Below are 25,340 nucleotides of genomic sequence, written 5' to 3'. Positions count from 1 at the left end.
GGCGCAGTGCTGCAACAGACGCTTCCGTTGGGGTCGGGGAATCAGGCGCTTTCAGGAACCGGCCGGGATCCTTCCGTTGACCGTGGATTGCGCCCGTGTCAGCGAACGCAGTCCACGGAGTAGACCGCCTTGCCGTCGACGATCGCCTTCACCAGGCCGTGAACGTCGGTTTCGAAGCCCGGGAACCGTTCGTTGAAATCGCGGGCAAACTGCAGGTAGCGAACGATCGTCGCGTTGAAGCGCTCACCAGGAATCAACAAGGGGATTCCCGGCGGATAGGGGGTCAGCAGCGTACTGGTGATCCGCCCTTCGAGGTCGTCGATGGGGACCCGGTCGATCTCCCGGTGCGCCATCTGGGCAAAGGCGTCGGTTGGCTTCATCGCCGGTTCCATGTCGGAGAGATACATCCGGGTGGTCAGGTGCGCGACGTCGTTGGCGGCATAGATGCCGTGGATCTGGTTGCACAGGTCCTTGAGCCCCAGTCGCTCGTAGCGCGGATTCTTCGCGAGGAATTCCGGCATGACCTTCCACAGCGGCAGGTTCTGATCGTAGCCATCCTTGAACTGCTGCAGTTCGGTGACCATCGTATTCCAGCGGCCCTTGGTGATGCCGATGGTGAACATGATGAAGAACGAATAAAGCCCACATTTCTCGACGATGATTCCGTGCTCGGCCAGATACTTGGTGACGATCGCCGCGGGAATTCCCCAGTCGGAGAATTCGCCGTCGACATCGAGCCCCGGGGTGATGATCGTCGCCTTGATAGGGTCGAGCATGTTGAAGCCTTCGGCGAGCATGCCAAAGCCGTGCCAGCGCTCGCCGGGCTTGAGGATCCATGCGGCGCGGTCTTCGATCGTCTCTCCCGAGAGATCGTCCGGCCCCCAGACCTTGAACCACCAGTCGGTGCCCCACTCCTTGTCGACCTTGCGCATCGTGCTGCGGAAGTTGAGCGCTTCGGCAATCGACTCCTCGACCAGCGCCGTGCCTCCCGGGGCTTCCATCATCGCTGCGGCGACGTCGCAGGAGGCGATGATCGCGTATTGCGGTGACGTCGAGGTATGCATCAGGTAAGCCTCGTTGAAGACATCGCGATCGAGTTTTCGCCCTTCGGAGTCCTGAACCAGGATCTGTGACGCCTGCGACAGGCCGGCCAGCAGTTTGTGCGTCGACTGCGTCGAGAAGATCATGGCGTCCTTGCAGCGCGGACGATCCGCACCGATGGCGTGGTAATCGCCATAAAAGTCATGAAAGGCGGCGTGCGGCAACCAGGCCTCGTCGAAGTGCAGCGTATCGATCGCGCCGTCGAGCATTTCCTTGATCTCCTCGACGTTGTAAAGAATGCCGTCGTAGGTGCTCTGGGTGATGGTGAGGACGCGTGGTTTTGCCTTCACCGCGCGGGCGAACGGGTGCGCGGCGATCTTCTTCTGAATGTTCTCCCAGCGGAATTCTTCCTTCGGGATCGGGCCGATGATTCCGTAGTGGTTTCGCGTCGGCATCAGGAACACCGGTATGGCGCCGGTCATCATGATCGAGTGGAGCACCGACTTGTGGCAGTTGCGATCGACGATGACCACGTCACCCGGCGCGACGGTCGAATGCCAGACGATCTTGTTCGACGTCGACGTGCCGTTGGTGACGAAGAAGAGGTGATCGGCATTGAAGATGCGCGCCGCGTTGCGCTCCGAGGCGGCCACCGGTCCGGTGTGGTCGAGCAACTGCCCGAGTTCCTCGACTGCATTGCAGACGTCCGCGCGCAGCATGTTCTCGCCGAAGAACTGGTGGAACATGCGCCCGACCGGGCTCTTCAGGAAAGCGACGCCACCGGAGTGACCCGGGCAGTGCCAGGAATACGAGCCATCCTCGGCATAGTGCGTCAGCGCGCGGAAGAAGGGAGGCGCCAGGGTTTCCAGATAGGCCTTGGCTTCGCGTATCACGTAGCGGCCGATGAATTCGGCGGTGTCCTCGAACATGTGGATGAAACCGTGCAACTCGCGCAGCACATCGTTCGGGATGTGGCGCGAGGTGCGCGTCTCGCCGTACAGGAAGATCGGGATGTCCTCGTTGCGGCAGCGAATCTCCTTGACGAAGGCGCGCAGGCCGGCGATCGTCCCCTCGCCCTTGCCGTCCCGGAAGTCCTCGTCGTCGATCGACAGGATGAAGGCCGATGCGCGGCTCTGTTGCTGCGCAAACGACGTCATGTCGCCGTAACTTGTGACTCCGAAGACGTCAAAGCCCTTTTTCTCGATGGCTTTGGCCAGCGCCCGGACACCCAGCCCGCCGCTGTTCTCCGAACGATAGTCCTTGTCGATGATGATTATCGGGAAATCGAAATGCATGGGGAATCCAGTACCAGATCAAGAGTGAGGGGACAGAAGCAGGAGCCGTGCCACACGTCCGGCAGCGGTGGCGATTGGCCGGCCGGTCGCCGTGCGGTGCTCCTGTCGTCGCACATGGGTCACATCTTCGGCAGCGTAACGCCCTGCTGACCCTGGTATTTACCGCCACGATCCTTGTACGAGGTTTCGCATTCCTCGTCGGATTCGAAGAAGAGGACCTGCGCAATGCCTTCGTGGGCGTAGATCTTGGCCGGCAGCGGCGTCGTGTTCGAGAACTCCAGCGTCACGTGTCCTTCCCATTCGGGTTCGAAGGGCGTGACATTGACGATGATGCCGCAGCGGGCATAGGTGCTCTTGCCGAGACAGATGGTGAGCACGCTGCGCGGAATACGGAAGTATTCGACGGTGCGTGCCAACGCAAAGGAGTTGGGCGGAATGATGCAGAAATCGCCTTTCACCTCGACGAAAGAGTTGGGGTCGAAGTTCTTCGGGTCAACGATCGTCGAGTTGAGATTGGTGAACAGCTTGAAGTCGTCCGAGCAGCGAATGTCATAACCGTAGCTTGATGTGCCGTAGGAGACGATCCGTCGACCATCGACCTCGCGCACCTGGCGTGGTTCGAAGGGATCGATCATGCCGTGCTGTTCCGCCATGCGGCGGATCCACTTATCCGATTTGATGGACATTGCTGGTCATCCGAGGTCCGGTCGTGCAGGAAAGGTGCCCATTCTACGGTGTCCGGGCAGCGGAAGGAAACTGCTGTCAGGCTTGTACGCGTTCGCCACGCGCCGCAGTTCCGTCAGGGTTGCCGACATACGCTTGTCACATTTCCGCCGCACCATGTCGGCCTGATCCCGCGGGTGACCAAAGATGACAGACAAGACGCGCATCATTGACGCGCTCGGCGAGCCGAAGCTGCTCTTGCCGGCGCTGGTCAACGAAGCATTGGCCGCCAACGACCGTGCCAAATTCTACTTTACGCTGCTGCAGATGGCGCAGGCGCACGCCGACGATCCTCAGCGCCGCACCTCGGAACTCGTTGCCGAACGTACCGCCGCCGGCGTCGATGAAGATACGCTGGATTCCCTGCCGATCCACAGCGCCAGGCTCGGACCGGGTCGCTACTGTGTTCCAGACGTCATGATCACTTCCCAGCGAGCCCTACAGGAATTGTTGAGCAAGCAAAAGCTGTACGAAGGCCTGCTTCATAGTCAGCACGGTGTGCGCCAGCCGATCGTCCAATCGCTGGTGCACCGTAAGCACGTGGCGGAAGTCGCCAGCCGACTGGCCGGCATGCCCAGCCAAGCGATCGACAGTCTGTTCTGTTCACCTACCGCCACGAGGATCTGCCGGTATTCCGCCTGCCCGGGCAACGCGCCCGCAGCCAGGTCGGCTACGCCTCCGGCTGTCTGGACCTCATCCTCGACCTTTACGGCGCTGACGTCGAGTACTCGGCTGATGTGCTGGAGAGTATCTACAAACGGCTTGGGGAAGTCGGCCGTCAGGTACTCAGCGAGAAGAGGAGCGACGAGGACGCTGCGACCGTACTCGCGGGCATCGCGGAGGTAGAAAACCTCAACGGACGCATCCGCGGCAACATCCTCGACACCCAGCGCGACCTACCTGATGCTGAAGAACCTCAAGACCGGCAGGAAACCGAAAGCGGGTTGACTGCGTGTCCGCTTGCCGCTGCGGTCGGCTCGGCGCGGCTTGCTCGTGGACGGCCAGCGGCATCGCCTGCCACGCGCGGATCAGATCCAACCGGCCGTCGAGGTGTTCGACGACGGCGGTGCAGCTATCGACCCAGTCACCGCAGTTGGCGTAGGTCAGCCCGTCCCGGGCTCCTGCTCAGCCGTAGCGTCCGCGTCGGGACGCGAACCGGCTGGCCGGGACGCAGGACACGGGTCGCGTGTTTGCTCATGGTGTGCCTTCCGCTTTGATCGCCCGTGTTTCAATACGCGGCGTCGCCTCCCCCAGCTGCGGGCCGAGCGACGCGCGGCGAGCGACCAGAGTTCCATACAGGCTGGCCAATTGTTGCGCCGGCCGATCGGCACCCCATTCGTGGGCAAAACGCAGGGCCTCGGCAGCGAGTTCGGCAAGCCGCTGCGGGTTACCGAGCATATCGATCAGTTGCTGCGCGAAGGCGTCCGGTGTCGTCGCGGCGGCGATGGCGCCGCGTCCCGGATCGACAATCGAGCGCGTGCCGAGGGCCGCGATGGCCAGTACCGGCAGGCCGCTGGCCAGCGCTTCGAGCAGCACGAGGCCCTGCGTTTCGGTTTGTGAAGCGAAGACGAAGACCTCGGCCGCAGCGTAGCAGTCACGCAGTGCGGTGTTCCGATCGAGGCAGCCGACAAACAGCACATGCCTTTCGAGGCCAAGCGCTATCGCGCGCGACCGCAGGTCGGGAAGCGTCGGTCCGTCAGCGGCGACGACCAGCAGCAACTCGGGGTCCGTCGCGCGCGCCCGCGCCAGCATGCTGAGCAGGAAGTCGATGTTCTTCTCATGGGCAGCGCGCCCGACGAAAAGGACGACGCGGCGGCGCGGCGAGATGCCGTGGCGAACACAAAAGCGCATGCCGTCGCCACGCGCGAACTGCGACTCGGGCAGTCCGGTGGGAATCACCTGTAGCGGTACGCTGACGCCGTAATCGCGAAGCGTGTCGAGCATCGGCGCCGAGGGCACGACGACCGCAGCGAGCGCGTTGCACTGCTGGCGCGCCAGGGTGCGGGCCGCGGTTCTGAGCCAGGTGCGCGGCAAGAGCGGGATGTAGTGAGAAAGATACTCCTCGAAATGCGTGTGTTAGGTGGCCAGACACGGCAGGCCGCGCTGACGCGCCAAACGCAGCGAAGCGTAGTGGGCGGCCAACGGTGTCTGGACATGCACGAGATCGAAGGTGGTACCGGCGAGAGCGCGATCGAGGTGATAGAGCGTGCTCGGCGACATCAGGCGATCTTCCGGATCGCCTGGCACCGCTCGCGATGGCACCCGGATGACGCGCCATTCGTCGCCACCGATCTCCCTTTCGGGGTAGTCCGGGACGACCAGCGTGCCCTGAATGCCGAGTTTCGCCAGGGCGGCGCGAAACGTCTGGATCGACGTCGAGACGCCATTGACGCGTGGGAAATAGACGTCGCTGACCATCAGCACGTGTAGCCCAGGTGTGCTCGGTGAGCCGCTTGCCGGCGGCGCAGAGTTGACTGCCGTCATCGCGCGCCCCCGGCCATGCCGATCGAGGCTCGGCCGCGCTGCTGCGCGTGGCCTGCGCCCATCTCGGGAAAGCACGCTCGCGGCAGCGGCAGCGTCGACCGAGTACGGTGACTGCGGTGTCTACAGTGATCGGGATACCTGCGCGAGCAGGTCCCGAACAGGCGGCAGGCCGGTTGGTCGCTCGCCCGCGGGCGGCGCCGGAGGAACTGTTGTTCCATGCGGTTCTCCATTCGTGTCTTCATGAGTTCTCATTCTCGAACCCCTGCGTGACGAATGAATGACCTTGCGGTTACGGAACGGTGGCAGCTCCTCGCGAAGCCGTCGCGCGCGCGCGGACGGCGGACCGATGTGGCGTTGCGCTGCTGTGCCGCCGGGCTCAGGTATTCTGCACGACAATGTTGGGAAACTTGGCGCTCATGTCCCTGGCGCGCTCGGCAACCTTGACGGCAATGCGGCGGGCAATCGTCCGGTAGATCTCGGCGGCGGGTGAGTCGGGAGCGCCGACCACCGTCGGGCGGCCCGCGTCGGTCAGTTCGCGAATCGCCAGCTCCAGAGGCAGGGCACCAAGGAACTCGGTGTCGTAATCCTTGCACATTTGCTCGCCGCCGCCTTCGCCGAAGATGTGCTCTGCATGGCCGCACTGCGAGCAGATGTGGATGCTCATGTTCTCCACCAGGCCGATGATCGGAATGCCCACCTTCTCGAACATCTTCAGGCCCTTGCGCGCGTCGATCAGGGCGATGTCCTGCGGTGTCGTGACGATCACCGCGCCGGTCACCGGCACCTTCTGCGCCAGTGTCAGCTGCGTGTCACCGGTTCCCGGCGGCATGTCAACCACCAGGTAATCGACGTCCTGCCAATTGGTCTGCTTGAGCAACTGCTCGAGCGCCTGAGTCACCATCGGGCCGCGCCAGACCATTGGTGAATCGATGTCGATCATGAAACCGATCGACATTGCCTGCAGACCATGCGCCAACAGGGGATCCATCGACACGCCGTCGCTCGACTCGGGTTTCTGACCGACCAGACCGAGCATTTGCGGTTGCGAGGGACCGTAGATGTCCGCGTCCAGCAGACCCACCACCGCTCCCTCCTGGGCCAGCGCCAGTGCCAGGTTGACGGCCGTTGTGCTCTTGCCGACGCCGCCCTTGCCCGAGGCGACGGCAATGATGTTCTTCACTCCGGGCAGCGGCTTCAAGCCACGCTGCACGGTGTGGGCGACGATCTTGACCGTGACATTGGCGCTGACGTTGCCAATGCCGGGGATCGTCCGCAGTTTCGCGATCACGGTACGCCGGATCTCGTCGACCTGGGTCTTCGCGGGATAACCCAGTTCAATGTCGAGCGCGACATCGACGCCCTCGACCTTGATGTTTCTTGCCGAGCGGGTCGAAAGAAAATCCTTCCGGGTATTCGGGTCGATCAATTCCCTCAGTGCCGTCTGCACGGCTTCAAGCGTTACGGCCATTCGTTGCAGCTCCTCTCATGGATACTTGAGTGATTTACTATAGTTTATCCGAAAATGCCGCACAATGCACGCGCTGACTACACCGGGCAGTGCGTTGACTGCGGCGATTCGTCTGCTAAGCTCCGGCCATGACAACGACCATCGCCCTGTCGCGCCCCTTCGACAGAACCTGGGTACTCGGCGCCATTCGGCAGATCGAGGCCGATTTCCAGCGTTCCAGCGATACCCACCTGATTCCTTTGCCCGTGCCCGGTTTTCCAGGCATCGACCTGTACCTGAAGGACGAGTCCAGCCATCCGACCGGCAGCCTGAAGCACCGGCTGGCGCGCTCGCTCTTCCTGTACGCACTGTGCAACGGCTGGCTGCGTGAGGGCAGCACGGTGGTCGAAGCCTCGAGCGGCTCGACGGCGATCTCCGAGGCCTATTTCGCGCGCCTCATCGGCCTGCCGTTTATCGCCGTGATGCCGGCGGCAACCTCGACCGAGAAGGTGGCGGCGATCGAGTTCCAGGGTGGTCGCTGTCATCTGGTCGAAGACGCGATGGCCATCTACAGCGAATCGCAGCGGCTCGCGGAAGAGTTCGGCGGTCACTACATGGACCAGTTTACCTACGCCGAGCGGGCAACCGACTGGCGTTCGAACAACAATATCGCCGAATCCATTTTCGAGCAAATGCGCCTGGAAAGGTATCCCGTTCCAAGCTGGTTGATTTCCAGTGCCGGCACGGGCGGTACGGTGGCGACCCTCGGCCGCTACGTCCGCTACCGTGCGCGGCCAACCCGCGTCTGCGCGGCCGATCCCGAGCGTTCGGTCTTCTTCGACCACTACGTGAGTCGCGCTCCCGGCCTTTGTCTGCAGGAAGGTTCGCGCATCGAGGGTATCGGCCGGCCGCGCGTCGAAGCCTCGTTCCTCCCCGCGGTGATCGACGCCATGGTCCAGGTGCCGGACGTCTGGTCGATAGCCGCCATGTACGAACTGTCGGCGCGACTGGGTCGTACGGTCGGCGCCTCGACCGGCACCAATCTGGTGGCGACGCTGGCCTGCATGGCGCAGATGCGGGCGAACGGCGAGGCAGGCTCGGTCGTCACGCTGCTTTGCGACTCCGGTCAGCGTTACGGGCACACCTACTACAGCGAGGACTGGCTCGAGCGGGCCGGCTTGAACTGCCCGCAGGAGCGCGCCGCTGTTGCCGCCACCCTCGATTCCGGGGAGATCGCCGAGGCTCTCTCGGCCAGTTGGCGTCTTGCCGGCGAACTGGCCAGCGCGCCTTGATGTAGGGCGCCGGTTCAGCCGCTCGCCGGCGGCGTATTCTGGCGCACCCAGTTGCGCCAGGCGGTAAAGACGGCCGGGTGTAGCGCGGCGATGACCGGGCGGCGCCAAACGTCGTCTGCGTCATAGTCGTCGTGGGCCAGGGTGCACATGCGCCCACCCGCTTCGCGCAGGATCAGGCTGCCGGCGGCGTAATCCCAGAGCATCTGACCACCGTGCAGGTAGAGATCGAGTCGACCGGCGGCGAGGTTGCACCAGTCGAGAGTCGAACTGCCGAAGTTGCGCTGCGAGTAGAAGGGCGGGTTGACGGCGATCTGGTCAGCCAGATGTTTGGGGATTCGCTTGAAGTCGACGCCGCCGACGGCACGCCCGATGTCCGCGTGCACCTGGCGCAGAGGCAGGCGGCGGCCATTGAGGTAGGCGCCATGGCCCTCGCGGGCATAGAACATTTCGTCGGTGATCGGGTTATAGGTTACCGCCAGGCGCGTTCGTCGTGCCCTCATCCAGGCGATGGACACGGCAAAGACGGGCAAGCCATTGATGAAGTTGGTCGTCCCGTCGATCGGGTCGATGCACCACAGCCCAAGGTTGTCGCTGTTGCCAGCGTGCCAGATGGCCTGTTGCTCGGCCGCCGTCATTTCCTCACCGATGATCGGGCAACCGTGAATCTCCGTCAGGCGTTCGAGGAGGAAATGCTGGGCGGCGAGGTCGGCCTCAGAACACAGCGAGCCGTCGTCCTTGCGCTGCCCGTGCCTGACGCGCAGGAAGCGCGGCATGATTTCTCGCTGCGCGACTTCGCGAACCAGCGCGACAGTGGCGTCGAGCATGCTTTTTAGTTCACTGTCAGCACTTGGCGGCTTGCTCCTGCGGTCTGGCTCGCTCATGATCAATCAGGAGCGCCACTTGATCGAGCAGCCCATGCTGGCGACCTGCTCCGCGGGTCCGCGGCCGCTCTCGGCAACCAGCCGCATTGCCTCGACCAGCTCGCGTCGCGCGTCAGGTGCGGCCGGCATACGGCCGCTGGCATCCAGACGCCCGCGGTACTGGAGTTCGAGCTGGCGGTTGAAGCCGAAGAAGTCCGGGGTGCAGACGGCGCCGTAGCGGCGGGCGACGTCCTGCGTCGCGTCGTACAGATAGGGGAAGGGGAAGTCGAGTTGTGCGGCGACGCGCTGCATGTTGTCGAGGGAGTCCTCGGGGTATTCGGCAGGATCGTTGCTCATGATCGCGGCGACGCCGATCCCCTGCGCCTGTAGCGCGCGCGCGTCGCGGCAAATGCGGTCGATGATGGCCTTGACGTACGGGCAGTGGTTGCAGATGAACATCAGCAAGAGCCCGTTCGGGCCGCGCAGCGTGGACAGCGAGTGACGCGCACCATGGGTGTCGGCGAGTTCGAAGTCGACGGCCGGCCAGCCGAAATCACAAACGGGGGTATTCAAGGCCATGATCGGCATGCCTCCAAACACAGCGAACGGGGAAGCTCTTATAATACCATGGTGAGTGCGCCCCGCTTTCATTGCCCCGTGCCCTTGGCGGTCGGCGCGCAGGTCGACCTGCCGGAGGTCGTCGCGCAGCATGCGGTCAAGGTTCTGCGGCTGCGACGTGGCGATGCGGTGACCTTGTTCACGGGCGCCGGCGGCGAGTATTCGGCGCGGATCGCCGGCATCGAGCGCTTGCGGGTCAGCGTGGAGATCCTGCAGTGGTTGCCCACCGAGCGTGAATCGCCGCTTTCGATCACCCTGGTACAGGCGCTGCAGGCCGGGGACAAGATGGACATGACGGTGCAGAAAGCCGTCGAACTTGGCGTCGATCGCTTCGTCCCGGTGATTTCGCGGCGCAGCGTGGTTCGCCTTGCCGATCAACGTGCCTTGCGCCGGGCCGAGCATTGGCGTGGAGTTGTCGCTGCGTCCTGCGAACAGTGCGGACGCAACCGCTTGCCGGAGGTCGCGATTCCGGAAAGCCTCGAACATTGGTTGATGCGGCCGCCGCCGCCGGGCGTTCTACGCCTGCTGCTGGCGCCGGTGGCAAGTTACTCGTTGGCGATGCTGTCGGGTCCGTCGGCGGACGGCCATATCGAACTTCTGGTCGGCGCCGAAGGTGGGCTGGCGCCGGAGGAAGTCCGGTTGGCGGCGCTGGCCGGTTTTCTGTCCGTACGTCTCGGGCCGCGTATCCTGCGCACCGAGACGGCTGGCCTGGCTGCCCTGGCGGCAATCCAGTTTTTGTGGGGTGACTTGAAGGAGGGAACTACTGATGTTTGAATCGGCAGAACTGGGACACAAGATCGACAAGGAAACGTTCAAGGCGGAAGAGCCCAAGTTGCGCGCGGCCTTGCTCGAAACGCAGGAGCTATTGCGCGAGAATGGTTCGTTTCCGGTGGTCATCCTGATCAGCGGCGTTGACGGGTCGGGCAAGGGCGAAACCATCAACGTCCTCTACGAGTGGATGGATCCTCGCTACATGTCGACGCATGCGTTTTACGCGCCGACTGCCGAGGAGCGCGCGCGTCCGTCGATGTGGCGCTACTGGCGGGCGTTGCCGCCGAAGGGCCGGATCGGGATCTTTGCCGGTTCCTGGTATTCGCAGCCGATCGCCGAACGGATCACCAACAGTCTCTCGCGCTCTGATTTCGACCAGCGCATGGATCAGCTCAATCGCTTCGAAGCGATGTTGGTCAATGAAGGTGCGCTGGTACTCAAGTTCTGGATTCACCTTTCCAAGGACGCGCAGCGCGAGCGGCTGAAGGCGATCGAAGCCAACCCGTTGACCAAGTGGCGAGTGACCAAGGCGAGCTGGGATCGCCTGAAGACCTACGACAAGCTGCAGGAGGTTGCCGGCCACCTGTTGCGTACGTCGAATACGCCCTGGGCACCGTGGATCATCGTCGAAGGTACCGACGACCGCTATCGCCACCTTACCGTCGGCAAGACGATCCTCGAATCGCTGCAGAAGCGCCTGGCCGACAAGCGTGACCAGAACTCGCCGGTAGCGCCGCCGTTCTCGCCGCGCATCGACCGGCTGGACGTGCTCAGTTCGCTCGACATGACGCAGAGCTTGACGAAAAAGGTTTACGAGACCGAGCTTTCGCTGTGGCAGGGGCGCCTGGCGGAACTGATGCGCCACGCCGAGTTCCGCAAGCGCGCCTTGATCCTCGCTTTCGAAGGTTCCGATGCGGCCGGCAAGGGAGGCGCCATCCGGCGCATCACCTCGGCGATGGATGCGCGGCAGTATCAGCTCGTGCCGGTTGCCGCACCGACCGAAGAGGAGCGTGCGCAGCCGTACCTGTGGCGATTCTGGCGGCACATGCCGCGTCTTGGGCGGGTCGTCATTTTCGATCGCACCTGGTACGGGCGCGTCCTCGTCGAGCGCGTCGAAGGGTTCTGCACTGATGCCGACTGGTTGCGCGCCTACTCCGAGATCAACGATTTCGAGCATGACCTCTGGCGAGCCGGCGGTATCGTCGTCAAGTTCTGGCTGCAGATCAGCGACGAGGAGCAACTCAAGCGCTTCGACGAGCGCGCGAAGATCGAGCACAAGCGTTTCAAGATCACCGAGGAAGACTGGCGCAACCGCGAGAAAGCCGGCGCCTATCATGAGGCGGTCTGCGACATGGTCGACCGGACCAGTTCCGGAACCGCGCCGTGGACGCTCGTCGAGGCCAATGACAAGCTGTTTGCCCGGATCAAGATCTTGCGGACGATCTGCGAACGGGTGGAAAAGGAGCTCAAAGTCGATCCGATGAAGCTTTCGCCGGTGGCTCCGCCGAAGGCAGTCAGGGCGGCGAGTTCGGCCGATGCCAAGGTCGAGGAGGTTAGTGAGGCCAAGGAGTCGAAGACCGAGGTGACCAAGGAATCACGCGCCGACAAGGCGAGAGAGGCCAAGGCCGCCAAGGCAAGAGAAAAGGCACGACCCGCGGCGTGATATGTCCGACGACCTGAGTTCTGCACACTTCGTCGCCTGGTTCCGGTCGGTTGCGCCGTACGTCAATCTCTTTCGCGGCAAGACCTTCCTCATCGCCTTTGGCGGCAAGGCCATCGCGGGCCAATTGGCGCGCACGCTGGCGTATGACGTCAACCTGCTCGCGGCGTTGGGTGTGCGGCTCGTGCTGGTCCATGGAGCACGGCCGCAGATCGAGGAATTGCTGCGCGAACGCGGAATTCAGTCGGTCTATCACGGCAACTATCGGGTCACCGACGCCAAGGCTCTCGATTGCGTGATCGACGCGGTGGGCAGCATCTACGTCGAGATCGAGGCCCTGCTGTCGCAGGGCCTCGCCGATACGCCGATGGCCAACAGCACGATTCGCGTCGTTGGCGGTAACTTCATTACCGCCAAGCCGGTCGGCGTGGTCGATGGGGTCGATCTGCAGTACTCGGGTCAGGTGCGCAAGATCGATGGTGAGGGCATCCGTGCGCAGTTGGGGCTTGGCAACATCGTTCTCCTGTCGTGCATCGGATCGAGCCCGACCGGCGAGATCTTCAATCTGGCGATGGAAGAAGTCGCCGAAGCGGTGGCCACCTCGCTGCTCGCCGACAAGCTGATTTTCCTGACGGACAGCCAGGGTGCGACCGATATCGACGGTGCTCTGCTCGACGAGTTGACGGTGGAAGCGGCCGAGCGTTTGATCAGTCTCGGCGACTGGTTGTCAACCGATGTCAAGCGCTACCTTCCGTGCGCGGCGCGGGCCAGTCGCGCCGGTGTCGGGCGCGTACACCTGCTCGGCTACGACGAGGACGGCACGTTGTTGCGCGAGCTGTTCACGCGCGATGGCGTGGGCACGGTGATCACCCGCGAGTCGCTGGAACAGCTGCGCGATGCCCGGCCCGACGACATTGGCGGCCTGGTGGCGCTGATCGAGCCGCTCGAAGAGGACGGCACACTGGTCCGTCGTTCGCGTGAACTGCTCGAGCGGGAGATCACGCGCTTCTCGGTGGTCGAACACGACGGCCTGATCGTCGCTTGTGCCGCGCTCTACCCTTACGGTGAGGAACAGGCTGAACTTGCCTGCCTGGCCGTGCATTCGCACTATCGCCGCTGGGGCTACGGCGCGCTGCTGATGAAGCGTATCGAGGCAAGAGCCCGCGCATCGGGGGTCAGGCGCCTGTTCGTTCTCACCACGGTGACCGCGCACTGGTTCAAGGAGCGTGGCTTCAGCAAGCGCCGCGTCGATGATCTGCCGGCCGAGAGACGTTTGGTCTACAACCTGCAACGGCGTTCAAGCGTATTGATGAAGGAGTTGTAGTTTACTGGCGGTTCCGGCGCTTTTCATGGTGCACCGGCGACGGTGACCGACCGCCACGGACGAACCGCCGAAAAATCACTGAGGAGTTGATTGCATGGCAAGAATGGTTAACTGTGTCAAGCTCGGTCGCGAGGTTGAAGGTCTCGACTTCCCACCGTATCCCGGCGACCTGGGTAAGCGGATCTATGAAGGGGTATCCAAGGAAGCGTGGCAGCAATGGGTGCGCATGCAGACGATGATCATCAACGAGAATCGCCTCAATCTCGCCGATGCCGCGCATCGCAAGTATCTGGCCGAGCAGATGGAGAGGCACTTCTTCGGCGATGGCGCCGACAGGGTGCAGGGCTACGTTCCTCCCTCCGCCTGATCGGCTGCACGCCGGCGGGCGGGTCAGGCGGCGGTCAGGGTGCGCACGCCGTCAGCCGTGCCGAGCAGGCAGACGTCCGCTGGTCGGCAGGCAAAGAGGCCGTTGGTGACCACGCCGACGATCTGGTTGATGCGCGTTTCCAGTTCGACCGGATCGGCAATCGGCAAGCCGCCGACATCGACGATCAGGTTGCCGTTGTCGGTGACGAAGCCCGCACGCCGAAGCGGCGTGCCGCCGATCTTGGCCAGTTCGCGGCGGACATGGCCAAGAGCCATGGGAATGACTTCGACCGGCAGAGGAAAGCGACCGAGCACCGGTACGAGTTTCGATCCGTCGGCAATGCACACGAACTTCCGGGCGACTGCCGCGACGATCTTCTCGCGCGTCAGCGCGCCACCCCCGCCCTTGATCATTTGCATCGCTGCGTTGATCTCGTCCGCGCCGTCCACATAGACGGGCAGTTCCTCGACCTCGTCGAGGTCGAAGACCGCGATGCCATGGCTGGCGAGTCGTTGCCTGGTCGCCTCGGAACTTGCGACGGCACCGCCGATGCGGTGCTTGATGGCCGCCAGCGCATCGATGAAGCAGTTCGCCGTCGAGCCGGTCCCGACGCCGACGATCTTTCCGTCGACCACGTGCGCGAGGGCCGCGTGCGCGACCGCCTTCTTCATTTCGTCCTGGGTCATCGCTGTCCTGTAGCGTGGTGGAAGGCCGCCATTGTAACCATCCACGGCGATCGAGGACAGCCGGCCCCAGCGAGCAACGCGGCCGACCGGGATGACGCGTCGACTCGCTATACTGGCCGGCCTCGAACCACGGCAAGGAGCAGCACGTGACTGATGAAAGCCCTTTCAAGGGGCAGACGGGTTTGCGGCGGGTCTGGAACGCGTTCCACTATTCGCGGGCGGGCTTGCGCGCCGCCTTTCTCGCGGAGGACGCCTTTCGTCAGGAGGTGCTGCTCGCTGCAGTGTTGGTTCCGCTCGCGCTCTGGGTGGCCCCGGACGGCGTCGGGCGGGCGCTGATGATCGGTAGTGTGTTGCTGGTCCTCATCGTTGAACTGCTCAACTCGGCGATCGAGGCCACCGTTGATCGGGTCTCGCTGGACCGGCACCCCTTGGCCAAACGTGCCAAGGATATCGGCAGTGCTGCGGTGCTGCTCGCCTTGCTCAACGTGCTTGCTGTGTGGGCCTGCGTTCTCCTCGGCTAGGACCAGATCTGCTGCGCCGGCGATCGGCAGGTGGCTTTGTGCCTGGCCGCTCGGTTGCCGTTCAGGTAAGGCGGCGCAGGTGCATCATGACCGAGATCCTGGCGCCCAGCCAGCCCAGGGCACCGCCGATTGCGGCCAACCTCGCGACGTCGCCCGGCGACAGGCTCTGCAGCGTGAAGCTGGCCCCATAGAGCCGCGTCAGCTCGCTGACCGGCGGGATCAGCAACTGGAAGCCGCCGGTTACCAGGAGCGCCGCGCATAGCCCGCCGAGAGCACCCTGCAGCATGCCGAAGTAATGGAGTGGTCGTCGGACATAGGTGTCGGTCGCGCCGACCAGCCGGGCAACCTCGATTTCGGCCGCCTGGGCGAGGATCTGCAGGCGAATGGTGTTGAAGGTGATGGTTACCAGGGCTCCCGCGAAGAGCGCGCCGAGCAGCATGACGACGAGTCTGCCGAGCCGCAGCAGAGCATCGAAGCGTTTCACCCACTCCGAGTCCAGTTGAACATGTGCCACTTTCGGCCAGCCAGCGAAGACCTTGGCCAGGTGTTCGAGCGACTCCGGCTGCGGGTCCGCTGGGGTGATGACAAAGGCGTCCGGCAGAGGATTTCTCGGCAGGCTGGCGATGATCTCCGCCATTCCTTCGGATGCCTGCAGGCGTTTAAGCGCCTCGTCCCGCGGAACGAAACGCCAGTTGCCGACGCGTGCCTCCTTGAGTCGTGACTCGATCTCGCTGACCTCGCGTTTGCCGGCCTCGAGGCTCAGGAAGATGCTGATCTGTTGCACGCCGGGCGTGTCGCTGGTCAGTTGGCGCAGGTTTTCGAGAGCCAGCCAACCGGCCGTCGGCAGGGTCAACGCGACGCCGACGACGAGCAGTGACAAGAGCGTGTTCAGCGGTGCCGCGGTCAGGCGGCGCAGCGCGTCGCGCAGGGCGGCCAGATGCTGGGCGAACCAGGCCTTCACGGCACGACACCGTCGGCGGACGGGCACGGCGGTTGTTCGGTCATCTGGCCGTGTGCCAGGCGGAGAACCCGCGGCCGCATGCCGGGCGGGCACAGCGGGTCGTGGGTGACGATCAGAACGGTCACTCCGACCTGCTGAAAGGCGCGGAAGATTTCGAGGATCTCGATCGCCGATGCGGCGTCGAGATTGGCAGTGGGTTCATCGGCAAGAATGATGGCCGGTCGATTGACGACGGCGCGAGCGATCGCCAGGCGTTGCTGCTCGCCGCCGGAAAGCGCGATCGGCAAGGTTCTTTCGCGGTCGTGCAGACCCACTTTGGCGAGTGCGGCCTGTGCTCGGCGCTGTGCCTCCTTCGCCGGGTGACCGGCAATGGCCAGCGGTAACAGCACGTTATCGAGTACGTTGCGATCGAAGAGCAGCTTGCGGTCCTGGAAGATCAGTCCGAGCTTGCGACGCAAATAGGGAATGGCGTTCCGGCGCAAGGCCGCAAGGTTTTGACCGTTGATCACGATGCTGCCCGAGGTGGGCCGTTCGATCGCCGCCAGCAGCTTGAAGAGCGTCGATTTGCCGGCGCCTGAGTGGCCGGTGAGAAAAACCATCTCGCCGGCGGTGATTTCGAAGCTGACTCCCTTGAGCGCTTCGCGGCCTTCCGGGTAGCGCTTGGTGACCTCGTTGGCGGTAATCACTCGAAGAGCGCGTCGACAAAATCGCGGGCACTGAACGGTCGCAGATCGTCGATGCCTTCGCCGACGCCGATGAAGCGGACGGGTTTCGGGCACTGGCGAGCGATGGCGGCGACGACGCCGCCCTTGGCCGTGCCGTCGAGCTTGGTCAGCACCAGGCCGCTGACCTGGATCGCCTTGTCGAAGGCCATCACCTGCTGCAAGGTGTTTTGGCCGAAGGTCGCGTCGAGGACCAGCAGCGTCTCGTGCGGAGCGGTGGGGTCGGCCTTCTGGATGACCCGCCGCACCTTGGCAATCTCGTCCATCAGATGCAACTGCGTCGGCAGGCGGCCGGCGGTATCGGCCAGTACGACGTCGATGCCGCGTGCTTTGGCCGCCGCGATGGCGTCAAAGATCACCGCCGCCGGATCGCCGGATTGCTGCGCAATGACCGTTACGTTGTTGCGTTCGCCCCAGGTCTGCAGCTGCTCGCGCGCCGCCGCTCGGAAGGTATCGCCGGCGGCCAGCAGGACGGACAGGCCATGAGCCTGAAAGTGCTTGGCCAACTTGCCGATCGAGGTCGTCTTGCCGGCGCCGTTGACGCCAGCAATCATGATGATGAAAGGCCGGTGCGAGGAAAGGTCGAGGGCCTCCTCGAGCGGTCGCAGGAGTTCGTACAGGGCTTCCGACAACGCGTGCTGAATGGCCTCCGGCGTTTCGAGCTTGTCGCGTTTGGCACGCATCTTGAGTTGATAGAGCAGGTGCTGGGTTGCGTCGAGGCCGACGTCGCTGGTCAGCAGCAGGGCTTCCAGCTCTTCGAGCAGTTCGTCGTCGACTTTGCCGCGCGAGAAAAGCGACTTCAGCTTGCCGCCAAATTGGGCGCGCGTGCGTGCCAGGCCGGACTTGAGACGTTGTCGCCACGAGCTGGCAGTCGGCGCCTCTGTGGGTTCGGCAATGGTTGGGTCGGCCGTGGGAGCTTGAACAGGGGATTTCTTGAGGAAACCAAACATGGTGCTTCCGTGTCTGAAAGGCGCTCGGGTGGGCAGGCAGTGGTAAGATGCCGGCGCGATTGCCCGACAACCTCAAATTCTATCAGAAGCGATTCATGCCCATGCGTCACGCGAGACTGGTTCCCTGGCTGCTGGCTCTGGCGCTGCCGGTAACGGTACTGGCCAACCCCTATGAACGTCAACTGGCGAATGGCCTGCGGATCATCGTCAAGGAGGACCGGCGTGCGCCGACGGTGGCGCACATGGTGTGGTACCGGGCTGGCAGCATGGACGAAAAGAACGGTACCACGGGTGTGGCACATGTCCTCGAACACATGATGTTCAAGGGGACGCCAGCGGCCGGACCCGGCGAGTTCAACCGCCGCGTGGCGGCGGCAGGCGGGCGTGACAATGCCTTCACCAGCCGCGATTACACGGCCTATTTCCAGCAGGTGCCGAAGCACAAACTGTCCGACATGATGCAGCTCGAGGCGGATCGCATGCGTCACCTGACGCTGGATTCCGGTGAGTTCGCGCAGGAAATCAAAGTGGTCATGGAGGAGCGCCGACTGCGCACCGAGGATCAACCGCAAGCCCTCCTCTTCGAGCAGCTGATGGCTACGGCATTGCAGGCGCATCCCTACCGGGTACCGATCATCGGCTGGATGAACGACCTCGAGAACATGACGGCCTCGGACGCGCGCGTCTGGTACGAAAGCTGGTACGTCCCCAACAATGCCTACGTCGTGGTCGTTGGTGACGTCGACCACGAGGCCGTATTCGAGCTTGCCGAGCAGCACTACGGTCCGCTGCCGGCGCGTGCCCTGCCGAACCGGAAGCCGCAGGATGAGCCCGCGCAAACCGGCATCCGGCGGTTGACCGTCAAGGCGCCGGCGGAACTGCCGATCGTGATGATGGCCTACAAGGTACCGGTCATCCGCGATGTCGCCCAGGACATCGACCCCTACGCGCTGGAAATGCTGTCGGCAGTTCTCGCCGGCCATGAGGCCGCGCGCTTTTCCAAGAACCTGATTCGCCAGCAGCGTCTGGCTGTCGAGGCGACCACCAGCTATCGTACGACGGCGCGTGGTCCGGGCGTTTTCTACCTCTATGGGTCGCCTAGCGAAGGGAAGACGCGTGCCGAACTTGAAGCGGGTTTGCGTAGCGAAATTGCCGACGTGCAGGAGAAGGGCGTGGCTGCCGACGAACTTGCGCGTGCCAAGGCGCAGCTGATTGCCGGGCAGATCTACAAACTCGATTCGATGTTTGCGCAAGCGATGGAAATCGGTCAGCTGGAGTCGGTGGGAATTGCCTACGCGGAGAACCGGCGCATCATCGAGAAGCTGCAGGCGGTGACCGCCGAGCAGGTTCAGGCGGTGGCCAACAGGTATTTTCGCGATGAGCATCTGACGGTCGCCGAACTCGACCCGCAGCCCCTGCCCTCGGCGCCACGTGCGCGCTCCGCTTTCGCCCCGCGTCATTGATTGAGAGCCTGACGATGAATCCTTGCCAGCTGCTGGTGTGCACGTTTCTCGCCCTGGCCGCGCAGTTGACCCAGGCCGGCCCGAAGATCGAGTTCTGGCAGGCGACTTCCGGCGCGCGCGTGTTCTTTGTCGAGAATCACACGCTGCCGATTCTTGACGTTCAGGTCGATTTCGCTGCCGGCACGGCTCGTGAAGCCCAGGGCAAGGCCGGCGTCGCCCAGTTGACGCGCGCGTTGCTCGACCTCGGCGCGGCGGGGATGGACGAGACGCAGATTGCCAGCCGGATGGCTGATCTGGGTGCGCAATTGTCGGGAGGAGTGGACCTCGATCGGGCGTCAGTCTCACTACGTACGCTGTCGATGGCTGACAAACGGGGCCCGGCGCTCGCCATGCTGCGCGCCATCCTGACCAGTCCACAGTTCCCGACGCAGGTCTTCGACCGCGAGCAGGCACGTTCCGTGGCCGCTCTCAAGGAGGCGCTGACGCGGCCGGACACGATTGCCAGCCGGGCGTTCTGGTCGGCGATGTATCCCGCGCACGCCTATGGCAGGCATGCGACGCCGGAGTCGGTGAACGCGCTGGGGCGGGCCGATGTCCTCGCCTTCCATGCGGCGAATTACACCGCGCAAGGTGCTACCGTCACGATCGTCGGCGATCTGTCGCGTTCGCAGGCCGGGTTGCTGGCCGAGGAACTGACCGGCGGCCTGATGCCCGGGGCGGTGGTCGGCCCCGTCGCTGTGCCCGAATTGCCCCTCGCGGGTGAGCAGCGGATTGCTCACCCGGCAGCGCAGGCACATCTGCTGCTCGGGCTGCCGGCACTCAAGCGCGGCGACCCGGACTTCTTTCCGCTGGTCGTCGGAAACTATTCGCTTGGCGGTGGCGGCTTCGTTTCACGTCTGATGAAGGAGGTGCGTGACAAGCGCGGACTGGCCTATAGCGTGAGTAGTTTCTTCCAGCCGCTGGGGCAGTTGGGGCCCTTCCAGATCGGCATGCAGACCAAGAAGGCACAGGCCAACGATGCCCTGAAGGTGACGCGTGAAGTCCTCGCGGCCTTCCTCGCGCAAGGGCCGAGCGAGGTCGAGTTGCAGGCCGCAAAGCAGAACCTGATCGGCAGCTTTCCTTTGCGCCTCGACAGTAATCGCAAGCTTCTGGACAATGTCGCGATGATCGGTTTCTACGGGTTGCCGCTCGACTATCTCGACCGCTATCCCGAGAACATCGAAAAGGTGACCGCGGCCGACATCCAGGCGGCGTTTGCGCGGCATGTGCGGCCCGAGCACTTGGTGACCGTGGTGGTCGCCGGGGAATAGTCTCCTGAACTCGGTGCGGATCATCGGCGGTGAATGGCGGCGGCGTGTCCTGCGCTTTCCCGCTTTGCCGGGATTGCGGCCGACGCCGGACCGCGTGCGCGAGACCCTGTTCAACTGGCTCGGGCAGGATCTGAGCGGGTTGTCCTGCCTGGATCTGTTCGCCGGCAGTGGTGCTCTGGGTTTCGAAGCCGCGTCGCGCGGAGCGGCGAGGGTGGTCATGGTCGATACGTCGGCAAAGGTGCTGGCGGCGCTGGCGGACAACGCCACTGCGCTGGGAGTGGGCAAGCGCGTGGAGATTGTCCGCTCGGATGCGGTAAGATTCGCGAGTTCTGCCGGGTTGCGCTTCGACGTCCTGTTTCTCGATCCGCCGTTCCATCAGGGCTGGATGGACCGTCTGGCACCCCTGACCGCAGACGTCCTGGCTGAGGATGGGGTGATCTACGCCGAGGCGGAAATGTGCCTGGAGAGCTGCGGGGTCTGGCGGACGGTACGCCAGGGCAGAGCGGGCCAGGTTTTCTATCACTTGATGCGGCGAGGCGAAGCTGATGGCGCTGAATAAGCGGGTGGCAATCTATGCAGGAACCTTCGATCCGATGACCCGCGGTCATGAGGATCTCGTTCGCCGCGCGGCCTGTCTGTTTGACCGGCTGATCGTGGCGATCGCCGAGAGCCAGCCGAAGAGGCCCTTCTTTTCGCTCGCCGAGCGAGTGGAAATGGCAGGGGAGATCCTTGCGCCCTACCCGAATGCTGAAATCTGCGGTTTCAACGGTCTGCTCATGGACTTCGTGCACGCCAAGGGAGCCAAGGTGATTATCCGCGGCTTGCGCGCCATTTCCGACTTCGACTATGAGTTTCAGATGGCGGGGATGAACCGGAATCTCTACCCGGAGGTGGAAACTGTATTCTTGACGCCGGGTGAGCAGTATCTGTTCATCTCGGCGACGATGGTGCGCGAGATCGCTCTTCTCGGCGGCGATGTCAGCAAGTTCGTCCAGCCAGCCATCGGTGGCCGACTGGCCAAGCGTGTGCGAGAAATTTCAACGACCTGAAGGAACAGCAAGCATGTCTCTGATTATCACCGACGAATGCATCAACTGCGACGTCTGCGAGCCCGAGTGCCCGAACGAGGCAATTTTCCAGGGTGCCGAGATCTACGAGATCGACCCGAGCAAGTGCACCGAATGCGTCGGTCACTACGATACTCCCCAGTGTGTCGAAGTCTGCCCGGTTGACTGCATTCCGAAGGATCCGGCACACGAGGAAAGCGAGGACCAACTGTGGGTCAAGTACGAGAAGCTGACCGGCAACACGGGGCGTGCGTGAAGCGGGGAGCCAGGTCTTCGCCACACTGTGTCGGACGACGGCCAGAAGTGCTGCGTCAGTCGCCCGCGGTGTTCTCGGTCGGTGTTGTCATTCCATCGCGGCCAGGGTGACGTCCCTGACCAGATTCAGTTGCGCGCGTCGTGCTCGGGAGGAGTTCGTATGGCGGGCAAGCTGCGCGCCGTCAAGCGGGCGCGACTTCGGCAGCGTGGCTGCCAACGGATCGACCGGCTCGTCGTTGCCCCGGAACTCATAATGTAGGTGCGGTCCGCTCGCCAGACCCGTCTGGCCGACAGTACCGATCGTGTCCCCCTGACGGATGCGTGCTCCTGGTCGGATTCCCGGCGCAAAGTCATCGAGGTGACCGCAAGCGGTCGAGTAAGCGCCCTGGTGCCTGAGGACGATCAGCTTGCCGTAGCCATTGCGAAAGTCGGCGGCCTCGACGATACCGTCGGCGACGGCGAGGACTCTGGTTCCCGTGGGCGCAGCGTAGTCGACCCCCTTGTGAGCTCGCCAGGTTTGCAGGATCGGGTGCAAGCGAGCGTCGGCAAATCCTGAAGTGACCCGCGAGAACTCGATCGGCGAGAGCAGGAAGGCCTTGCGCAGGCTCCGGCCGTCTGCCGTGTAGTAGCCGGTTGTTAACACCCCATACGCATATTCCGCACTTTCCAGGCAGGAGCGAATCCTAAGCTGTTGATTTGCTTGATGCTGGATTTTTCCGACGTTTTGTAGTGCCATAATAGTTCCGCCAGGGCCGCTGGGCCTCTTGCTTTTGTTGTACGATCGTGTGCATGTTCATCCGACAGACAAGAACGAGCAACAAGGCGACAGGAGAAGGCTACGTCACCTACCGGCTGGTGCGTACCGAGCGCATCGGTGGCAAGGTCCGTCAGATCACGGTGTTGAACCTCGGCCGCCATTTTCCGATCAAGTCGGAAGACTGGCCGATCCTGTGCAGCCGCCTGGAGCAGTTGCTCAATCCGCAGGCTCTGATCATGCCTTTGGAATGTTCGGAGTCGATTGAGCGCGCGGCGCAGCGCTACCACGCGCAGCTGGTTGCCCGCGCGCCGATGTTGGTGTCGCCGGCTGACGAGGCGGCCGGGTCGGCGGGCGAAGCTCGCCCGCCGGCTGATTTCCAGGAAGTCGATGTGGACTCCCTGCAGATGACGCAACCGCGGTCGGTAGGCGTCGAACACGCCGGTCTGCATGCGGCAAGCGAGCTGGGATTGATCGAGACGCTGAACGACCTGGGCGTCAATGGGGTGATGCAGGCCTCGATCCTGGGCAACCTGATCGGGAGAATGGGCCAGCCGGGGTCGGAACTGGCGACCTGGAACTGGCTGCAGCAGCACAGCGCCCTGGGCGAGTTGATCGACGTCGACTTTGGGTCGATGTCCCACATGAGCCTGTACCGCGCCTCGGATGTGCTGATGAAACATCGGGAGGTGATCGAGACGCGTTTATTCCGCACCGCTCAGACACTTTTTGATCTGCAGGAAACGGTCACCCTGTACGACCTGAGCAACACCTATTTCGAAGGCGAAGCCAAGCGCAATCCAAAGGCCAGGCGCGGACGGTCGAAGGAGAAGCGCAGCGACTGCCCGTTGGTGACGCTCGGTCTGGTGCTCGACGGCAGCGGCTTCGTCAGGCGTTCAGAGACCTTCGCCGGCAACGTTTCCGAGCCCGGCACGCTGGCGTCCATGCTGGCCGGACTGGGGGCGCCGGCGGGCGCGCTGGTGGTCATGGATGCCGGCATTGCCACCGACGCCAACGTCGTCTGGCTGGTCGAACACGGCTACCGCTATCTGGTGGTGCGTCGCGGCGGCAGGCGCCAGTTCGATGCGACACGCTCGGTGAGCATCGAGACGGCTGGTGAGGAGTGGTTACATCTCCAGAAGGAGCTGAGTCCGGATGGCCAGGAGCTCTGCCTGTATTGCCATTCGCCGAGTCGGCAGCTCAAGGAAGAGGCCATGCTCGCGCAATCCTGTGGGCGTTTCGAGGCCGGCTTGCAGCAAATGAGCGATGGACTGCAGAAGCCGCGCAGCGAAAAGAATCACGACAAGCTGCTGGAACGTCTTGGCCGACTCAAGCAGAAGAGCCGCGGTGCCAGCCAACACTACCAGGTCAGGCTGGTCACCGAGGAGTCCGGCAAGACGGTGACGGCGATCACCTGGCAGAAGGTGCCGGTTCCCGGCACGATGGCCACACATCCCGGCGTCTACTGCCTGCGGACCAACGAACTCGCCTGGGATGAAGAGAAACTCTGGCGCACCTACACGATGCTGACCGACCTGGAGAGTGTCTTTCGCAGTCTGAAAGGCGAGCTCGGCTTGCGGCCCATCTACCACCACAAGGAGGTCCGCTCGGACGGCCACTTGTTCATCACCGTCCTCGCCTACCAGTGCGTGCAGTTCCTGCGCGTGAAACTCAAGGCGGCGGGAATTACCGACAGTTGGGCGACCCTGCGCGATATCCTCTCGGTTCAGCGCCGGGTCACCGCCACCTTCAGTCGGCGCGACGGGCACTCCCTGCATGTCCGCAAAGCCACCGTCGCCGAACCCGATCTGCTGGCCATCTATCGCGCCCTGGGCATCAGCGCCGCACCAGGAGGGACCAGAAAACTCATCAGCTGAATCCGCGATTACGGGCTTGTAGTGCCACTTGAGTTCTTCTTGGCTCGCAACCAATTGATTCAGTTATGGGTTTCATGGGGCTTGTTAAAGATGGGGTAGGCCCCCTCCGCGTGTTCCGGCTGAAACCAGTAGGCTTGCAGAAGTCTCTGGTTGTTTCTGATCTCGGCCGCCAGCAGGCGGCCACTGCGGATCGTCTGGCCGCGGTGGGTCAGCGTCTCGTAGATCAGGGCGAATCGGTCCCCCTTGCGCAAATCGCGATGAAAATCGATTTCGCTGCCAAGAGTCTCGATCAGCTGGTTGGCGACGGCGTCGGGAATACCGGCGTGGTCGGTTGCGGCAAAAAGGGAGCCGTGGATCTCGCCGGCAGCCACGACAGTCCGCGACGCGAATTCGACAGCCTCTTCATGTGCCAGGAAGCCGCTGTCGCCACGTCGGATCACCAGCTTGGCATCCTTGCCGCTCCGCAGGACTTCGAGCGTGTGCAGTTCCCCGTTGGCTCCCGCCTCGGCTGTCACGATGGTGCCCGGCCGCAGGTACTGCGCCAGTCTTCGCGCTTGGCTGTCGCTCCGCAGAAAGGTGAGCGCGTCGCGTTCGGTAATGCCCAGACGGTCCAGCAGGCTGACGATCGTATCGCCCCGCCGCACGCGGTCTTCACGATGGAAGCGGGTGTTCGCCGCTTCGAGCAGGCTTACGGCCGGTGGCGGCAGCCGGTCGAGATCCGTTCGGATGTCGACACGAGTCTTCTCCGTGGCCGGTGCGACAGCAAACGCGGCGACCATGCCGAGCAGCGACACAGCACCGATGAAGGTTGCAGCCCAACGATGGCGCACGAGCCGATCGATGGCGGGATGCGAATGCGGTAAAATCGAAAACGCGTTGTTTTCCATAGGCA

General features: G+C 63.5%; 26 protein-coding genes and 1 pseudogene. 13 read left to right on the top strand and 14 right to left on the bottom strand.

The features are described from left to right. Positions 1-98: 98 nt before the first annotated feature. A complete protein-coding gene (locus CAP2UW1_RS20015) occupies positions 99-2,336 on the bottom strand; it encodes an arginine/lysine/ornithine decarboxylase (RefSeq protein ID WP_015768438.1) in 2,238 nt (745 codons plus the stop codon). A gap of 119 nt (positions 2,337-2,455) precedes the next feature. Beyond that, on the bottom strand, positions 2,456-3,022 hold the full coding sequence (gene dcd, locus CAP2UW1_RS20010) for a dCTP deaminase (protein WP_015768437.1): 567 nt from the start codon (positions 3,020-3,022) through the stop codon (positions 2,456-2,458). Between the two features lie 184 nt (positions 3,023-3,206). On the opposite strand from dcd, the gene CAP2UW1_RS20005 reads away from it, so the two are divergent. Then, a complete protein-coding gene (locus CAP2UW1_RS20005; RefSeq protein WP_015768436.1) occupies positions 3,207-3,905 on the top strand; it encodes a hypothetical protein in 699 nt (232 codons plus the stop codon). A 6-nt stretch (positions 3,906-3,911) separates the two neighbouring features. On the opposite strand, the pseudogene CAP2UW1_RS26245 reads toward CAP2UW1_RS20005, so the two are convergent. The 4 genes and pseudogenes from CAP2UW1_RS26245 to apbC form a co-directional block, all read right to left on the bottom strand. Further along, positions 3,912-4,172, bottom strand: a pseudogene (locus CAP2UW1_RS26245) (hypothetical protein); the annotation flags it as partial. Between the two features lie 81 nt (positions 4,173-4,253). Next, entirely contained in the window at positions 4,254-5,093 is an 840-nt protein-coding gene (locus CAP2UW1_RS20000) for a glycosyltransferase (RefSeq protein WP_291912119.1), read from the bottom strand. Positions 5,094-5,135: 42 nt separating this feature from the next. After that, the gene (locus tag CAP2UW1_RS26240; RefSeq protein WP_291912116.1) at positions 5,136-5,543 is read right to left on the bottom strand and encodes a glycosyltransferase; all 408 of its coding nucleotides are present in this window, start codon (positions 5,541-5,543) and stop codon (positions 5,136-5,138) included. 376 nt (positions 5,544-5,919) lie between these two features. Beyond that, positions 5,920-7,011, bottom strand: a complete 1,092-nt coding sequence (gene apbC, locus CAP2UW1_RS19995; protein WP_015768435.1) for an iron-sulfur cluster carrier protein ApbC — start codon at positions 7,009-7,011, stop codon at positions 5,920-5,922. A 128-nt stretch (positions 7,012-7,139) separates the two neighbouring features. Between apbC and CAP2UW1_RS19990 the strand changes: the two genes are divergently transcribed. Next, on the top strand, positions 7,140-8,282 hold the full coding sequence (locus CAP2UW1_RS19990) for a PLP-dependent cysteine synthase family protein (protein WP_015768434.1): 1,143 nt from the start codon (positions 7,140-7,142) through the stop codon (positions 8,280-8,282). 14 nt (positions 8,283-8,296) lie between these two features. Here CAP2UW1_RS19990 and CAP2UW1_RS19985 read toward each other — a convergent pair whose 3' ends face one another. Both CAP2UW1_RS19985 and CAP2UW1_RS19980 read right to left on the bottom strand, forming a co-directional pair. Further along, positions 8,297-9,106 (bottom strand): inositol monophosphatase family protein, encoded by an 810-nt coding sequence (locus CAP2UW1_RS19985; RefSeq protein ID WP_015768433.1) that lies wholly within the window; start codon positions 9,104-9,106, stop codon positions 8,297-8,299. 63 nt (positions 9,107-9,169) lie between these two features. Next, complete coding sequence (locus CAP2UW1_RS19980) at positions 9,170-9,721, bottom strand: thioredoxin family protein (protein ID WP_015768432.1); 552 nt, start codon at positions 9,719-9,721, stop codon at positions 9,170-9,172. Between the two features lie 48 nt (positions 9,722-9,769). Between CAP2UW1_RS19980 and CAP2UW1_RS19975 the strand changes: the two genes are divergently transcribed. The 4 genes from CAP2UW1_RS19975 to CAP2UW1_RS19960 all read left to right on the top strand — a co-directional run bounded on the left by CAP2UW1_RS19975 (position 9,770) and on the right by CAP2UW1_RS19960 (position 13,882). Further along, the gene (locus CAP2UW1_RS19975) at positions 9,770-10,534 is read left to right on the top strand and encodes a 16S rRNA (uracil(1498)-N(3))-methyltransferase (protein WP_015768431.1); all 765 of its coding nucleotides are present in this window, start codon (positions 9,770-9,772) and stop codon (positions 10,532-10,534) included. Beyond that, positions 10,527-12,194 carry a polyphosphate:AMP phosphotransferase gene (gene pap / locus CAP2UW1_RS19970; protein ID WP_015768430.1) on the top strand — a complete coding sequence of 556 codons (1,668 nt, stop codon included), beginning with the start codon at positions 10,527-10,529 and terminating at the stop codon, positions 12,192-12,194. The genes CAP2UW1_RS19975 and pap overlap by 8 nt, the downstream gene beginning before the upstream one ends. Position 12,195: 1 nt before the next feature. Further along, positions 12,196-13,515 (top strand): amino-acid N-acetyltransferase, encoded by a 1,320-nt coding sequence (argA, locus tag CAP2UW1_RS19965; RefSeq protein WP_015768429.1) that lies wholly within the window; start codon positions 12,196-12,198, stop codon positions 13,513-13,515. Between the two features lie 94 nt (positions 13,516-13,609). After that, on the top strand, positions 13,610-13,882 hold the full coding sequence (locus tag CAP2UW1_RS19960) for an oxidative damage protection protein (RefSeq protein ID WP_015768428.1): 273 nt from the start codon (positions 13,610-13,612) through the stop codon (positions 13,880-13,882). Positions 13,883-13,905: 23 nt separating this feature from the next. On the opposite strand, the gene rpiA is transcribed toward CAP2UW1_RS19960, so the two are convergent. Then, positions 13,906-14,568, bottom strand: coding sequence for a ribose-5-phosphate isomerase RpiA (gene rpiA / locus CAP2UW1_RS19955; protein WP_015768427.1), 663 nt, complete (start codon positions 14,566-14,568; stop codon positions 13,906-13,908). 146 nt (positions 14,569-14,714) lie between these two features. Here rpiA and CAP2UW1_RS19950 point away from each other — a divergent pair, with 146 nt between their 5' ends. After that, entirely contained in the window at positions 14,715-15,089 is a 375-nt protein-coding gene (locus CAP2UW1_RS19950; RefSeq protein ID WP_015768426.1) for a diacylglycerol kinase, read from the top strand. A gap of 61 nt (positions 15,090-15,150) precedes the next feature. On the opposite strand, the gene ftsX is transcribed toward CAP2UW1_RS19950, so the two are convergent. The 3 genes from ftsX to ftsY are packed head-to-tail and all read right to left on the bottom strand — an operon-like array spanning position 15,151 to position 17,722. Further along, entirely contained in the window at positions 15,151-16,050 is a 900-nt protein-coding gene (gene ftsX, locus CAP2UW1_RS19945) for a permease-like cell division protein FtsX (RefSeq protein ID WP_015768425.1), read from the bottom strand. Beyond that, entirely contained in the window at positions 16,047-16,736 is a 690-nt protein-coding gene (locus CAP2UW1_RS19940) for a cell division ATP-binding protein FtsE (protein ID WP_015768424.1), read from the bottom strand. Before CAP2UW1_RS19940 ends, ftsX begins: the two co-directional genes overlap by 4 nt. Next, on the bottom strand, positions 16,733-17,722 hold the full coding sequence (ftsY, locus tag CAP2UW1_RS19935) for a signal recognition particle-docking protein FtsY (protein ID WP_015768423.1): 990 nt from the start codon (positions 17,720-17,722) through the stop codon (positions 16,733-16,735). Before ftsY ends, CAP2UW1_RS19940 begins: the two co-directional genes overlap by 4 nt. A gap of 95 nt (positions 17,723-17,817) precedes the next feature. On the opposite strand from ftsY, the gene CAP2UW1_RS19930 reads away from it, so the two are divergent. From CAP2UW1_RS19930 to CAP2UW1_RS19910, 5 genes are read left to right on the top strand one after another with little or no spacing between them, the layout of a single operon-like run. Continuing rightward, the gene (locus tag CAP2UW1_RS19930) at positions 17,818-19,185 is read left to right on the top strand and encodes a M16 family metallopeptidase (RefSeq protein WP_199931520.1); all 1,368 of its coding nucleotides are present in this window, start codon (positions 17,818-17,820) and stop codon (positions 19,183-19,185) included. A 14-nt stretch (positions 19,186-19,199) separates the two neighbouring features. Next, entirely contained in the window at positions 19,200-20,495 is a 1,296-nt protein-coding gene (locus tag CAP2UW1_RS19925; RefSeq protein WP_015768421.1) for a M16 family metallopeptidase, read from the top strand. A 4-nt stretch (positions 20,496-20,499) separates the two neighbouring features. Beyond that, on the top strand, positions 20,500-21,054 hold the full coding sequence (gene rsmD, locus CAP2UW1_RS19920; RefSeq protein WP_041567941.1) for a 16S rRNA (guanine(966)-N(2))-methyltransferase RsmD: 555 nt from the start codon (positions 20,500-20,502) through the stop codon (positions 21,052-21,054). After that, on the top strand, positions 21,041-21,544 hold the full coding sequence (gene coaD / locus CAP2UW1_RS19915; protein ID WP_015768419.1) for a pantetheine-phosphate adenylyltransferase: 504 nt from the start codon (positions 21,041-21,043) through the stop codon (positions 21,542-21,544). The genes rsmD and coaD overlap by 14 nt, the downstream gene beginning before the upstream one ends. 13 nt (positions 21,545-21,557) lie before the next feature. Next, positions 21,558-21,818, top strand: a complete 261-nt coding sequence (locus CAP2UW1_RS19910; RefSeq protein WP_015768418.1) for a YfhL family 4Fe-4S dicluster ferredoxin — start codon at positions 21,558-21,560, stop codon at positions 21,816-21,818. Between the two features lie 87 nt (positions 21,819-21,905). Here the strand turns inward: CAP2UW1_RS19910 and CAP2UW1_RS19905 are convergent, their stop codons facing one another. Next, positions 21,906-22,460 (bottom strand): M23 family metallopeptidase, encoded by a 555-nt coding sequence (locus CAP2UW1_RS19905; protein WP_049778618.1) that lies wholly within the window; start codon positions 22,458-22,460, stop codon positions 21,906-21,908. 146 nt (positions 22,461-22,606) lie between these two features. On the opposite strand from CAP2UW1_RS19905, the gene CAP2UW1_RS19900 reads away from it, so the two are divergent. Beyond that, complete coding sequence (locus CAP2UW1_RS19900) at positions 22,607-24,448, top strand: IS1634 family transposase (protein WP_015768417.1); 1,842 nt, start codon at positions 22,607-22,609, stop codon at positions 24,446-24,448. Between the two features lie 59 nt (positions 24,449-24,507). Here CAP2UW1_RS19900 and CAP2UW1_RS19895 read toward each other — a convergent pair whose 3' ends face one another. Next, the gene (locus tag CAP2UW1_RS19895; RefSeq protein ID WP_049778617.1) at positions 24,508-25,335 is read right to left on the bottom strand and encodes a peptidoglycan DD-metalloendopeptidase family protein; all 828 of its coding nucleotides are present in this window, start codon (positions 25,333-25,335) and stop codon (positions 24,508-24,510) included. Positions 25,336-25,340 lie beyond the last annotated feature (5 nt).

The organism is Candidatus Accumulibacter phosphatis (assembly GCF_000024165.1).
GTDB classification, from domain to species: domain Bacteria; phylum Pseudomonadota; class Gammaproteobacteria; order Burkholderiales; family Rhodocyclaceae; genus Accumulibacter; species Accumulibacter phosphatis.
The sequence above is the reverse complement of the archived record's forward strand: the minus strand, read 5'-3'. Positions and strand labels throughout refer to the sequence as shown.

Bases quoted from the DNA above. Each gene is read 5' to 3' on its own strand.
- CAP2UW1_RS20015 (WP_015768438.1), bottom strand. From the start codon at position 2,336: ATGCATTTCGATTTCCCGATAATCATCATCGACAAGGACTATCGTTCG.
- dcd (WP_015768437.1), bottom strand. From the start codon at position 3,022: ATGTCCATCAAATCGGATAAGTGGATCCGCCGCATGGCGGAACAGCAC.
- CAP2UW1_RS20005 (WP_015768436.1), top strand. From the start codon at position 3,207: ATGACAGACAAGACGCGCATCATTGACGCGCTCGGCGAGCCGAAGCTG.
- CAP2UW1_RS26240 (WP_291912116.1), bottom strand. From the start codon at position 5,543: ATGACGGCAGTCAACTCTGCGCCGCCGGCAAGCGGCTCACCGAGCACA.
- apbC (WP_015768435.1), bottom strand. From the start codon at position 7,011: ATGGCCGTAACGCTTGAAGCCGTGCAGACGGCACTGAGGGAATTGATC.
- CAP2UW1_RS19990 (WP_015768434.1), top strand. From the start codon at position 7,140: ATGACAACGACCATCGCCCTGTCGCGCCCCTTCGACAGAACCTGGGTA.
- CAP2UW1_RS19985 (WP_015768433.1), bottom strand. From the start codon at position 9,106: ATGCTCGACGCCACTGTCGCGCTGGTTCGCGAAGTCGCGCAGCGAGAA.
- CAP2UW1_RS19980 (WP_015768432.1), bottom strand. From the start codon at position 9,721: ATGGCCTTGAATACCCCCGTTTGTGATTTCGGCTGGCCGGCCGTCGAC.
- CAP2UW1_RS19975 (WP_015768431.1), top strand. From the start codon at position 9,770: ATGGTGAGTGCGCCCCGCTTTCATTGCCCCGTGCCCTTGGCGGTCGGC.
- pap (WP_015768430.1), top strand. From the start codon at position 10,527: ATGTTTGAATCGGCAGAACTGGGACACAAGATCGACAAGGAAACGTTC.
- argA (WP_015768429.1), top strand. From the start codon at position 12,196: ATGTCCGACGACCTGAGTTCTGCACACTTCGTCGCCTGGTTCCGGTCG.
- CAP2UW1_RS19960 (WP_015768428.1), top strand. From the start codon at position 13,610: ATGGCAAGAATGGTTAACTGTGTCAAGCTCGGTCGCGAGGTTGAAGGT.
- rpiA (WP_015768427.1), bottom strand. From the start codon at position 14,568: ATGACCCAGGACGAAATGAAGAAGGCGGTCGCGCACGCGGCCCTCGCG.
- ftsY (WP_015768423.1), bottom strand. From the start codon at position 17,722: ATGTTTGGTTTCCTCAAGAAATCCCCTGTTCAAGCTCCCACGGCCGAC.
- CAP2UW1_RS19930 (WP_199931520.1), top strand. From the start codon at position 17,818: ATGCCCATGCGTCACGCGAGACTGGTTCCCTGGCTGCTGGCTCTGGCG.
- CAP2UW1_RS19925 (WP_015768421.1), top strand. From the start codon at position 19,200: ATGAATCCTTGCCAGCTGCTGGTGTGCACGTTTCTCGCCCTGGCCGCG.
- coaD (WP_015768419.1), top strand. From the start codon at position 21,041: ATGGCGCTGAATAAGCGGGTGGCAATCTATGCAGGAACCTTCGATCCG.
- CAP2UW1_RS19910 (WP_015768418.1), top strand. From the start codon at position 21,558: ATGTCTCTGATTATCACCGACGAATGCATCAACTGCGACGTCTGCGAG.
- CAP2UW1_RS19900 (WP_015768417.1), top strand. From the start codon at position 22,607: ATGTTCATCCGACAGACAAGAACGAGCAACAAGGCGACAGGAGAAGGC.
- CAP2UW1_RS19895 (WP_049778617.1), bottom strand. From the start codon at position 25,335: ATGGAAAACAACGCGTTTTCGATTTTACCGCATTCGCATCCCGCCATC.